This window comes from Pseudomonas sp. WS 5010, from assembly GCF_012985565.1.
Taxonomy (GTDB): domain Bacteria; phylum Pseudomonadota; class Gammaproteobacteria; order Pseudomonadales; family Pseudomonadaceae; genus Aquipseudomonas.
The window spans coordinates 199,985-212,971 of sequence record NZ_JAAQWQ010000004.1 but is presented as its reverse complement, the minus strand read 5'-3'; the positions used below and the strand labels follow the sequence as shown (position 1 = coordinate 212,971).

At 62.4% G+C, this 12,987-nt stretch carries 7 protein-coding genes; all 7 read left to right on the top strand.

The genetic code is table 11. The features are described from left to right. The first annotated feature begins 74 nt into the window (after positions 1-74). The 7 genes from HBO11_RS14065 (at position 75) to HBO11_RS14035 (ending at position 12,985) form a co-directional block, all read left to right on the top strand. Entirely contained in the window at positions 75-1,301 is a 1,227-nt protein-coding gene (locus HBO11_RS14065) for a hypothetical protein (RefSeq protein ID WP_169955451.1), read from the top strand. 1,125 nt (positions 1,302-2,426) lie between these two features. Beyond that, a complete protein-coding gene (locus HBO11_RS14060; RefSeq protein WP_169954010.1) occupies positions 2,427-3,878 on the top strand; it encodes an alanine/glycine:cation symporter family protein in 1,452 nt (483 codons plus the stop codon). A 77-nt stretch (positions 3,879-3,955) separates the two neighbouring features. Continuing rightward, on the top strand, positions 3,956-4,933 hold the full coding sequence (locus tag HBO11_RS14055; protein ID WP_169954011.1) for an asparaginase: 978 nt from the start codon (positions 3,956-3,958) through the stop codon (positions 4,931-4,933). A gap of 50 nt (positions 4,934-4,983) precedes the next feature. After that, entirely contained in the window at positions 4,984-5,976 is a 993-nt protein-coding gene (locus HBO11_RS14050) for an AraC family transcriptional regulator (protein WP_057440561.1), read from the top strand. Between the two features lie 136 nt (positions 5,977-6,112). Continuing rightward, complete coding sequence (locus HBO11_RS14045; protein ID WP_169954012.1) at positions 6,113-7,147, top strand: histone deacetylase family protein; 1,035 nt, start codon at positions 6,113-6,115, stop codon at positions 7,145-7,147. After that, positions 7,144-8,235 carry a polyamine ABC transporter substrate-binding protein gene (locus HBO11_RS14040; protein ID WP_169954013.1) on the top strand — a complete coding sequence of 364 codons (1,092 nt, stop codon included), beginning with the start codon at positions 7,144-7,146 and terminating at the stop codon, positions 8,233-8,235. The genes HBO11_RS14045 and HBO11_RS14040 overlap by 4 nt, the downstream gene beginning before the upstream one ends. A 115-nt stretch (positions 8,236-8,350) precedes the next feature. After that, a complete protein-coding gene (locus HBO11_RS14035) occupies positions 8,351-12,985 on the top strand; it encodes a DUF6543 domain-containing protein (RefSeq protein ID WP_169954014.1) in 4,635 nt (1,544 codons plus the stop codon). Positions 12,986-12,987: the final 2 nt, after the last annotated feature.

Genomic DNA, 12,987 nt, shown 5'->3' with positions numbered 1-12,987 from the left:
AGACCCGCTCCCTCCTTAGTTGCCTTTAAAGGCAAGCGGACGAGTGTTGCCGATCACCCGGTAGAGAGGTCTCTATGAAGCGTGTCTTATGTGCAGGATTGATGTTTGCCAGTTTCAGCGGTTTCGCCGCAGAACCCATCCCTTCCGAGCCGGTGCGGGCCAACGCCGCCAATAAACCTTTCCCCCACATTGCCTGGCGCAGTGACGCCGGGGACGCCAGCCTGGACATCGGCGGCGCGCTGCGCACCAACTATCGCGACGAGCATTGGGACACCACCGAGAACAATGGCCGCTTCCTCTTCGACACATTCCGCCTGGACGTGCAGGCCACCTACAAGAGCCTCTATAGCGATATCGGCTACTGGTTCCAGGACGACGGCAAGCGCTCCATCGACCGTGGCTTCGTTGGCTATCGGCTCAATGCCAACTCCAACCTGCAACTGGGCGCACCGTTCAAGCCGTTTGGCCTGGAGCCGTATCCGCAATTTGGCTGGAGTTACCACCTGCCGTTTTTCATGGGCTATGCAGTGAGTGCCGGCACCGGCCTCAAGTACAGCTACAAGGATCAGGATTGGGACGTGCAGCTTGGCTTTTTCCCACGCATGTTGCCCAGCGACCTTCGCTACTCGCCTGAAGTCGGGCGTTACGCCGACCTGAACGACAACGCGATTGCCTTCACCCAGTCGCGCCAGGACAACGAGAAGCGCAACCAGCTCAACGCCCGCGTGGCGCGCACCTTCAACAGCAATGGCTGGAAAACCGAGATCGGCGCCTCGCTGGCCACCGCCCAGCTGTACAACGCCACCACCAAGGACGATGGCGACTATTGGGCCGCCGGTGTACACGCCATCATCAACAAGGGGCTGTGGACCGTCACCACCCAGGCCATCCGCTACGAATACGATCCCGAAAACCCCACCGGCGTCAGCAAGGACTCGGTACTGATGGGCGGCAACGGCCTGACCCCGGCCTACCTGATCGCGTCAAAGGCCAGCCTGGCGTCGATCAACCTCGGCTATGACGTCTACACGCCGAGGCTGGGGCAGTTGAAGAAGGTCAAGCTGTACACCGACTACAGCCGGATGATGAAAGACAAGAGCGACTGGGATGATTCGCAGATGTTCACCGTAGGCGCGCAGTTCCTGGCCATGCCGGTGATGGCCTGGGTCGACTTTACCTGGGCGCGCAACGCCAACCCCTATGGCGGCGCAGAGAATGGCAGTGGCTTTACCAACACCAGTTCGGTGGGCAGCAACGAGTGGTACTACCGCACCAACGTGAATATTGGTTACTACTTTTAACCAGGCAACAAAAAACAAAGGTGGGGGGGGGGGGTGAGTACATATCCGTTGCTGCGGTCATGGCCACTTAGGGCTCCGCCCTTACGGCGGGTCACTTTCGAAAAGCGCGAAAGTAACCAAAGCGCTCTTGCCCCACCACTCGGTGCCTCGCCTAGGCTCGGCATGCCCGCAGTCAGGCATTGCTCCGTGGGCCCGCCGCGATCGGCCATCCATGGCCGTGTCGCGGCTACCCCGGCATCGTGCCGGGGTGCCCACTGCGCAATACCTGCCTGCGGCCATCGTGGTTTAACGGGGCGCCTAAAATCAAAAGCCAGATCAAAAACAGAGCAACAGCAAAGCCAGAGCGCGAAGCTGCATTCCACTGTAGGAGCTGGCTTGCCTGCGATGGCGGCAGGTCTGCCAACAGATTCATCGACTGATACACCGCTATCGCAGGCAAGCCAGCTCCTACAGGGTACGCGTACGCTTCGACGATCAGGTCGGCTGTCAGGCCGCCTCGCGTTGCTTGTGATTTTGATCCCAGCGCCCCGTTAAACCACGCTGGCCGTCATCCGATATTGATTTGGGGGGTAACCCGGCAGGACGCCGGGTTAGCCGCGCTGGGCCAGGGATGGCCCATCGCGGCGGCCCCCCAAATCAATGTCGGATGACGGGCACACCGAGCCTAGGCGAGGTGCCGAGTGGTGGGGCAAGAGCCCTTTGCTTACTTTGGGGCTTTTCCAAAGTGAGCCGCCGTAAGGGCGGAACCCTAAGTGGCCATGACCGCAGCAACGGATATGTACACAAACCCAAAAAGCACCAGAGAAAAGAGTCACGTAGATATTCATGCCTATCGCAGCCTCACCAAAGCTCGACAGCCCCCACATCAGGCCAGTGTGACTCTTCGACCATTCCTCGCTCAGTTGCGCTGCTTGCAGACGGCTGGCGCACACCTAGGTATAGTGCCGCCCCTCTTCGCATGCACGATCGTCAACCGCATGCGAACGCCGAACTAATAACAACCCGCGACTTGGAACCGGGACGAGCACTCGCCCCACCTATCGTGCTGCCTGCGCGACGGTGTGTAACGCGATGTTTCGACCCGTCCGGCTTTTGCCTTTACAAAAAAACAGCGAGGAATACTCCATGCTAGAAGTCATCAACGACTTCCTCTCAGGAAAAGTACTGATCGTGCTCATTGTCGGGCTCGGTGGTTACTTCACGATCCGCTCGCGTTTCGTTCAGTTTCGTCACTTCTTTCATATGTTCGCGGTGTTTCGCGACAGCCTCAAAAGCAGTGCCGGCCAACTCAGTTCGTTCCAGGCGCTGATGCTCAGCCTGGCCGGGCGGGTGGGCGCCGGTAACATCGCCGGGGTCGGCATTGCCGTGACCCTGGGTGGCCCGGGCGCAGTGTTCTGGATGTGGGTCACCGCGCTGGTGGGCATGTCGTCGAGCTTTATCGAGTGCTCCCTGGGCCAGCTCTACAAACGCACCGACGCCGAAGGCACCTACCGTGGTGGCCCGGCCTATTACATCCAGCACGGCCTGCAAAAACGCTGGCTGGGGATGGTCATGGCGTTCCTGCTGCTGGTGACCTTCGGGTTCGCCTTCAACGGCCTGCAAGCCCATGCCGTGACCCACTCGCTCAATAACGCCTTTGGTTTCGACACCACCTACACCGGCCTGGCGCTGGCGGTGTTGCTGGGCCTGGTGTTTATCGGCGGGATCAAGCGTATTGCCTCGATTGCCGACCTGCTGGTGCCGGTCAAGACCCTGGTCTATATCGCCGTGACGGTCTACGTGATCGTGCTGCAATTCGACCAGGTGCCGGCCATGCTCGCGACCATCGTCAAGAGCGCCTTTGGCCTGGACCAGGCCTTCGGTGGCCTGGTGGGCAGCGCGATCATCATGGGTGTGAAGCGCGGCGTGTTCGCCAACGAAGCCGGCCTGGGCAGCGCGCCCAACGTGGCCGCGGTGGCCTCGGTGAAACACCCGGTCGCCCAAGGCGTGGTGCAAGCGTTCAGCGTGTTCCTCGACACCTTCATCATCTGCACCTGCACCGCCCTGCTGATCCTGCTTTCGGGCTTCTACACCCCAGGCTTCGAAGGCGACGGCATTGCCCTGACCCAGAACTCCCTGGCAGCGGTGGTCGGTGACTGGGGGCGGATGTTTATCTCGGTGGCCCTGGCGTTGTTCGTGTTTACATCGATCATGTACAACTACTACCTGGGCGAGAGCAACCTGCGCTTTTTGGTGGGCAACAACCGCAAGGTGCTGATCGGTTATCGCGCGTTGGTACTGGTGCTGATCTTCTGGGGTTCGATCGAGAACCTGAGCACCGTGTTCGCCTTCGCCGACATCACCATGACCATGCTGGCGTTCGTCAACCTGTTCGCCCTGGCCTTCCTGTTCAAGATCGCCATGCGTATCCTCAACGACTACGACAACCAGCGCGCGGCGGGCATCAGGACCCCGGTGTTCGACTCCAGCCAGTTCCCGGACCTGGACCTGGACCGCAAGGCCTGGCCGGCCAACCCGGTGCAGCCTGAGCCAACCGCTCAAGCGACTGCTGAGCTGAACGCCCAAGTGCAACGCTGAGCCTAGATAGATGACACGCCGCCCGGCCTTGGGCATGCTCTGGGCCCGGCGGCGTTTTTCGTTCAGGAGATTGTTCGATGTCCAAAGCTAACACCCTCATGGTGCTCTACACCGGCGGCACCATCGGCATGCAAGCCAGCGCCAACGGCCTGGCGCCCGCTTCGGGCTTTGAAGCGCGCATGCGCGAACAGCTTGCCCACCTACCAGCGCCAGCCTGGCGCTTTCGGGAAATGTCGCCGCTGATCGATAGCGCCAATATGACGCCCGCCTACTGGCAACACCTGCGCAGCGCCGTGGTCGAGGCTGTGGACGAGGGCTGCGATGGCGTGCTGATTTTGCATGGCACCGACACCCTGGCCTACAGCGCGGCGGCCATGAGTTTCCAACTGCTGGGCCTGCCGGCGCCGGTGGTGTTCACCGGTTCGATGCTGCCGGCCGGCGTGCCCGATAGCGATGCCTGGGAAAACGTCAGCGGCGCCCTGGCAGCGTTGGGTGAAGGCCTGGCGCCCGGGGTGCACCTGTACTTCCACGGCGCACTGATGGCGCCGACCCGCTGTGCGAAAATCCGCAGTTTTGGCCGCCATCCCTTTGCTGCACTGCAGCGCAACGGCGGTGTGGCCAAGGCCCAGGCGCTGCCTGCCGCCCTGGACTACCGCCAGCCCAAGGCCCTGGCCAATGTCGGCGTATTGCCGCTGGTGCCGGGCATTGATGCCGGGCAACTGGATGCCCTGGTCGACAGCGGCATCCAGGCACTGGTGCTCGAATGCTTTGGCAGCGGCACCGGGCCCAGCGATAACCCGGCGTTCCTCGCCAGCCTGCAGCGTGCGCAGGCTCGGCACATCGTGGTCGTCGCGATCACCCAATGCCATGAAGGCGGTGTGGAACTGGGCGTATATGAAGCGGGCAGCCGCCTGCGTGGGGTCGGTGTGTTGTCCGGTGGCGGCATGACCCGCGAAGCCGTGTTCGGCAAGCTGCAAGCCTTGCTCGGCGCCGGGCTGCCCAACGACGAAGTACGGCGCCTGGTCGAACTGGACCTGTGCGGCGAACTGAGCTGAGCGGCATATAACTTGCTCCACTTCCAGCCATCCCCTGGCTGGAAGTTCCCATGCTGCACTCCCACCTCACTACCCTCAACGCCGTTTCCCTGGTGCTCAGCACCTTCAAGGCCGAAGGCTTGCCCGCCGAAGCGCTGCTGGCCGGCAGTGGCATCTGTGCGGCGGACCTGAGCCGCGCCGACACACGCATCGCCACGCACCAGGAAATGCAAGTGTGCGCCAATGCCGTGGCCTTGCAGCGCGATATCGGGCTGATCGTGGGGCGACGGATGCACGTATCGGCGTACGGCATGCTCGGCTATGCCCTGCTCACCAGTGCCACTTTCGGTGACGCTTTGCGCCTGGCCCTGCGTTATCCGGCGCTGTTGGGAACACTGTTCGAACTGAGCCTTGAGCAAGACGGCGAGCGTATCTGGTTCACCGCCAGCGATTACCGCGAGAGCCCGGCGCTGACCGCCTTCAACGTGGAGCTGTGCCTGGGGTCGCTGAAGGTGATCTGCGACGACCTGCTCGGCCATCCGCTGCCCTTGCTGGGCGCGCGCTTTGAGCATGCTGCGCCGGATTACCAGGCGCGCTATGCCGAGTGTTTCGACTGCCCGTTGCAGTTCCAGGCCACGGCCAATGCGTTCGCCTTCGACCAACGCTGGCTCGCCCAACCCTTGCCCCTGGCCGACACCGTGACCCACCGGGCCATGGCCGAACGCTGCCGCAAGCAGAACACCGAATTCACCGGGCGCGAGGCCTGGCTGGGGCGGGTCCGCCAGTTGCTCGCGGCACAACTGCACGCCGCACCGGGGCTCGATGGCCTGGCCCAGCAGATGAACTGTTCGCCGCGCACCCTGCGCCGGCACCTGCACGACCTGGGCTGCAGCTACCAGGAACTGCTGGACGAACTGCGCTTCGAGCGCGCCAAGCAGTTGTTGGCGCAAGACCAGTGGCCGATCTACCGCATCGCCGAGCAGTTGGGTTTCAGTGAGACCGCGAGCTTCCGGCATGCCTTTGTACGCTGGAGCGGTGTAGCGCCGAGTCAATTTCGAGCATGACGCCCCATGCAGGGGCGAATTTCGGACAGACAATTTGGCCATATTTATCCCCTTTTGGCCGCTCCTGCCGTTCTCCAAACCTGCGCGCACCGCAACACTGCAAGGCATCCCAACCTGCCTGCGGAGAACAATAAAAATGCTGACGATCTACTCGCACGATCACCACCTGCACCATGGCCGTTGCGAATTGATGGACGGCCAGTTGATGCCCTGCTTCGAAATGCCTTCGCGCGCCGACCATGTGCTGCAACGGGTCAAGGACCGTGCACTGGGCCCGGTGCAAGCGCCCCAGGACTTTGGCCTGGCGCCGCTGCAGCGCATCCACAGCCGCGACTACCTGGAGTTCTTCCAGGGTGCCTGGGCCCGTTGGGTCGAATTCGGCCAGGACGGCGACCTGCTGCCCTACACCTGGCCCGCCCGGACCTTGCGCCGCGTGCTGCCCACCAGCCTGCACGGCCAACTGGGCTATTACAGCTTCGACGGCGGTGCGCCGATCACCGCCGGCACCTGGCAGGCGGCCTACAGCGCGGCGCAGGTCGCGCTGACCGCGCAGCAGGCGATCCAACAAGGCGCCCACAGCGCCTTCGCCTTGTGCCGGCCACCGGGACATCACGCCGCTGGCGACTTGATGGGCGGTTACTGCTACCTCAACAACGCCGCCATCGCTGCCCAGGCTTTTATCGACCAGGGCCACAAAAAGGTCGCGATCCTCGACGTGGATTACCACCACGGCAACGGCACCCAGTCGATCTTCTATGAGCGCAGCGATGTGCTGTTCACTTCGATCCACGGGCACCCGCAGGCCGAGTTTCCGTTTTTCCTCGGTTATGCCGACGAGTTGGGCGAGGGTGCCGGCGAAGGCTTCAACTTCAATTACCCGCTGCCGGCTGGTGCCGCCTGGGACACCTGGAGCGCGGCACTGGAGCAGGCCTGCCGGGAGATCGAGGGCTATGGCGCCGACATCATCGTGGTGTCCCTGGGCGTGGACACGTTCAAGGACGATCCCATCTCGCAATTCAAGCTCGACAGCCCGGACTACCTGGCCATGGGCGCGCGTATCGCCCGCCTGGGCAAGCCGACGCTGTTTGTGATGGAAGGCGGTTACGCGGTGGCAGAAATCGGCATCAATGCCGTCAACGTTCTCGAAGGTTTTGAAGGGGCAGCCCAATGAACATGCTCAAGTCGCTTGTGCTCTGCGCCGCCGTGCTCAGCAGCGCCGCCCACGCCGAAGAAAAAACCCTGCGGGTCTACAACTGGTTCGACTACATCACGCCCAAGGCCCTGGAAGATTTCAAGGCGCAGAACCCGGCGATCAAGCTGGTGTACGACATCTTCGACACCAACGAAGCCCTGGAAGCCAAGTTGCTGACCGGCAACTCCGGGTATGACGTGGTGGTGCCGTCCAATGTGTTCCTGGCCAAGCAGATCGAAGCCGGGGTGTTCCAACCCCTGGACCGCAGCCAGTTGCCCAACTGGAACCACCTCGATCCCAAGCTGATGAAGCTGATCGAGGCCAACGACCCGGGCAACAAACACGCGGTGCCCTACATGTACGGCACCATCCTCATCGGCTTCAACCCGGACAAGGTCAAGGCCGCCCTGGGCGCCGACGCACCGGTGGACAGCTGGGATTTGATCTTCAAAGAAGAGCACATCAGCAAGCTCAAGCAATGCGGCGTGGCACTGTTGGACTCACCGTCGGAAATCCTGCCCCTGGCCCTGCAGCACCTGGGCCTGGACCCCAACAGCAGCAACCCCAAGGACTATGTCAAAGCCGAAGCGTTGCTGATGAAGATCCGCCCCTACATCACCTACTTCCACTCATCCAAATACATGGCCGATATCGCCAACGGGGATATCTGCGTGGCCGTCGGTTACTCCGGCAGTTTCTCCCAGGCCGCCAACCGCGCCCGGGAGGCCAAGAACGGGGTGATCGTCGACATGCGCCTGCCCAAGGAAGGCGCGCCAATCTGGTTCGATATGCTGGCCATTCCCAAGGGTGCAAAAAACCCGCAGGACGCCTACACCTTCATCAACTACCTGCTGCAACCCCAGGTGATCGCGCCCATCAGTGATTTTGTCGGCTACCCCAACCCCAACAAGGATGCGACCGAGCACGTCGACCCGGCGATTCGCAACAACCCCAACCTGTATCCCACCGAAGCGGCGATGGCCACGCTCTACACCCTCAAGCCCCTGGAGCGCGACGCCGAGCGTGCGCGGACCCGGGCCTGGAGCAAGATCAAGTCCGGCACCTGATCGACCTTGGCCTGGGCGCGCCGACCCCGGCCAGGGTATTTATCTACCGTCTTCGCCGCCGCCGCAGAAACTACCGTGCAGCTCTTCAAGCCTTCCACTGGCCAAGGAGCTGCAAATGCCCAACGACTCACCCGCCCCCCACAACCGTCCGCCAAGTGCCTATGAGCTGCTGATGCAATTGAGTACCGGCCCCTCCATCCGTGAAGTCGCCGCGAACCTGCTACGTGCAGCCCTCAAGGAGCAATACCCGACACTGAACATCGAGCCGGACCTGGCCATGGTCGTCACACCGCATTGGCGCATCGTCGGCGATGCGATCCAGGCAGCGCCGGCGTCTACCGAATCTCTGACCTCGGTCCTGGCCAACCAGGCCCTGTCGCCTGAGCCGGTGATCTATATCGACGGCGAGCATTTCCTCACCCTGGAGCCCGCAGCCCAGCCCCCCGACCACCTGCCCGTGAAAATCGATGCTATCGCGCGGCTGGTCAACGAGCTGTCGGCCCTGATCTTCAGCGCTTTCCAGGAGCAGCAGTTGGACTACTGGAATGCCTCCAACGGCCTGGCAGGCCCCCGCTGGCAGACACTCGCCCATTCCTTGCGCAACGTGTGGAACGTTACGGCCCAGGAAGGCTGGGATGAGCAAGATTGCGCCATGGCCAGGACGCTGTTCCACTTCCCGCAGCTGGCCAGGCGCAAAACCTCCGATACCTTCCAGACCCACGCTTACCTGGTCGACATTGATGCCAGCCACGAAAACCAGTCCATTCACGTTGGCCTGTCGGATATCGCGGTGCTGATCGGCGTACATGAGCAACAGCAGCGCATCCTCACGTATTCGCTGAGCACTGGTTATGCGAAATTCGACTCCCTGGACGCCTTCGGCCAAGCCCTGCCCACAGGCCTGACGCAAAGTGCGGCGCAGGTGAACGTGCAATGGCGCCTGTACGAACCGCAGGGGGATTTCTTCGAGAGCCAGGCGTGTAACCTGGTCGCCCTGCAACTGGAGGCCATCGGCTCGGTGGGCTCATCCGCTATCGAAGCACCTCCCGCAGCAGCGGTCGGCGGCAAGGCGGTCGCTCGCATCCTGCCGGTGATTGAGGACCTGAGCAGCCACTCACTGTCGAACATCCGCCAGATACATGAAGAGCTTCCCGAGTGGCTGACCGGCGCCTCAGACCTCGACATCTCGACCTACAGCCGCTACCTGATCGACCTGGCCGAACTGCACACCCACAACCACGGGCGCACGTTCCAGGACGGTATCCCGGCAATCCGCGACTACGCCCGGGAGCAGTTGCAAGGCACACTCAAACAGCAACCCAATGGCGCGAGCCTGAACCTGGACAAGGTCGAGATCAGCATCGAGAGCCCGGTGGTCTGGGGCACTTTTGTGCTGCCCGGGGCCAGCGACATCACCCGGCGCAGCCTGATCGACCTGGCCCTGGAAAACCTCACCGGGCTGCCCACAGGAACAACCAGCGTGCTCTACAACGGCGGCAAGAGCCCGACCTGGCTGACCTACACCTACCTCAAGGACCTGATCGAAACCCTCGATATCGGCGAACACTACCCGGCGCTGATCAAACGCACCCTGCTCGACGACCCAGCTGAGTCGAAGAGCCGGCAGACCCTCTACACCTCGCACTTGCGGGTGCAACTGCCGCTGCTGGCCTTGCAGTGGAAAATCCAGCGCCTGCATGGCATCGACGAGCGCGGTTACCGCTATGTGGCGGCGGCCGTGCAGGCAGAGGCGCACGAGCGCCAGGTGGAAGGGCAAGAGATCGTGTTCCGCCGCCTGGCCTTTGTCCCGACCTTGCGCCCCAGCAAGGAACAGGATGGGGTGGCGAATATGTTCGTGATCGGCCCCCGCGACCACACCCAGGGCCCGTGCCTGCTGTATCGCCCGTTGCTGGCTCCGGTGCTGATCCAGTTCCCGTCCCGGCAAAACCTGCTGTATGCGATCAAGCATCAGCGCACCCTGCGCGATTCGGTGCTGGCCTGGCTGGCCGAAGACATACGCTTTAACTACGAGCAGTACGTGTTCCCCGCCGCCCTGCCCTCGCCATGGACGGTGGTGCGCGCGCTGGTGGAACCGCAAGTGGTGCTGCAAATGAGTGGCCCCATGGCCCTGAGCGACGAAGTGCTGGGCAATGATGCCCTGGCGACGTTGTTCACGGACAACGCCAATGCGCTGGTGGAGCTGGCCAACCGCCAATCGGTGTCCAATGTGCAGAAGCGCTGGGCCAGTTACCGGCAGGCCGGCTGGATGATCTTCGGCGCGGCGCTGCCCTTTTTGGGGCGCACGGTGGGGATCGCCGCATGGATCTGGCAAATCATGGACGACCTGCAAGCCACGGCCCAGGCCGAACCGGGGCCCAATGGGGAGGTTTCCTGGACGGCTCAGGTCGACCTGCTGCTCAACCTGGGCATGGCCCTGGTGCTGCACGTGACCTTGCGCCATCCACCTGAGCGAGCAGCGCAAAAGGTGGCGCTGGTGGAGCCTGAACCCACACCGGTAGAACCTGAAACCACGGTTCTGGAAAAGACGCAAAAAGCACTGCCGCCGGCGCCCAAAGTCCTCGTCAGCCAGCAAGCCAACGTGTCCGAGAGCGACCTGGCCGCACGTCATCAAGGCCCCCTGCACAGCAGCGGCGCACTCAGTCGTGCGCGCTCAAGCCTGGGGGCGACCCTGGATCGCTTCAAAATTGACAAACCCGAGGGGCTGGGGGAGCCGATCACGGAGGCCGGGGTGCACCTGCATCTCTATGCCCTTGCCGATAAATGGTACGCACCGGTCGGCCCACGCTGGTTCGAGGTGACGGTGGATGAGAACGACAACGTCATGATCATCGACCCCAAACGCCCCACCCACAACGGCCCCTTGCTGCTAAGCAACCTGGCCGGCCAATGGTTTGTCGACACCCGCCTGCGCCTGCGCGGTGCCGGGTTCAGGAACCGCCGCAAAGCTGCGCAAGCCAAAGCACCTTCGCGCATCCTCGACCTGCGGCAAAAACTCAACGCGTTCAACGCCGACCAGCGACGCGGGCAAACCGAAATCACCCAGGCACATGCGGCGATAGAGCCAAAGCCAGGCCCCTCCTCCGAGCGCCAGCGCGAGGCGTACATCGACAAGGTCGACGCCCGCATGGCCGAATACGACGTGCCCATCCGCCAACTGCGGGCACTGAACATCATCGACACAGTGCCCAATTACCAGGGCAACATGATTGACTATTTGAGCCAACAACTGCTGCTGACCCGTTCGGCCGTTGCGCAACGCCTGCCCATGTTTCGCACCAAGCTATTGACCACGCTCCAGGAGCTGGAAACGATCACCTCGCGGGACGCCAAGCTTCAGGCGCAGCTCGCCGGAACGGTATCAAAGCTCAACCTGGACATGATCAAGCGCCTGCAATACGCCGAGTCGCGTTATCGCGAGCTGGAAAAGCTCGGTATCGAGGGCACCAAAATCATCCAGACCACGCTGCGCGCCTTGCCCCACTTCAAGCTGTACGACCTCAAAGCCCTGCAAATCACCCTGACCCGCTACCTGTGCATCACGCCAGGCACAGGCGAAGCGTTCACCGATGCGCACCGCCAGCTCGATGAAATCGTCAACTGCGCCGATATCAACATCCTGACCTGGGTCGAGACCCTGAGCGAATCGACCATCAGCAACCCGGACGAGCGCCTCGATGTGCTCAACAGCCTGGTAGAACAGTTCGCCATCATTGACCAGCGCTTGCTGGACCTGCACGCCGAATACCCTGAACACGTGCAGCGAGAGCCCCTGGAAGACCTGCGCCAGCGGATCGACGAATTCAACCAGCAGGCGACTCACGAACTGGTGCTGCTGCTGCGTGAGCGCAAGCCCCCGGAACCCAAGGCCGGCTCGTCCAGAACGCCGCAGACGCCGAAAAAAAAGGTTATCAAGACCCGTTTCAGCGGCGTGCTGGTGGGGGAGTTGCGGCCTGACGAGGCAGGCCTGCTGGATGTCAGGGCGCCGGTGACGGGCAAGGTCATTGCCACCTTCCACGAAAAAAGCCCCGGCGTGTGGGTGGAACGCGCAAGGCCTGCCGCAAAGCTGCCCAAGCCACAGGCTGCCGACCTCAATACCAGCATGAACGATGGTCAGCACCTGCTGGATGAGGAACCCGCCGCCACGCAGCGGGTGCTGGCGCATGCCAAAAAAGCCGGACGCATCCCGGTAGAGATCGAAGAAATGCTGCATCAGTACGCGGCACGCCTGGAGCAGGCGGTTAACACGGTCGAGGAGGCGCTGACCCAGCGCAACCTCACCGAAAGCGATCGCCCCTCTGCTGCCACACTCAACCGCAAACTCAACGAGGCGGCGCAACGCCTCTACCAATTGGGCACCAACACCCGTATCAGCATGACCAAACAGCAACTGCCCACCGCCGAACGGGTGGAATGGCTGCACAGCCTGGGGCAGGTAAACATCGTCAAGGTGGTCACCCGCCGACGCCTCAAGGGGCCCGGCAAAAACTATCTGGATGAGTACGCCATCCGCGATCACCAAAGCCAGGAAGTGCTGTGGTATGCGCACTTCCACTACGAATCGCCGCAAGCCGAACTCGACAACTACACCGCCGGCCACCTCAAGACCCGCGACCAGCAAAAGCTCGGCGGCGCGATCCACCGTACGGGCTTGAGCGAGCGCGACCAGATCGCGATTTATCGCAGTGAAATCCGCCCGCCACTGGCGCGTGCCCTGTTCTTCCAGAACTGAGG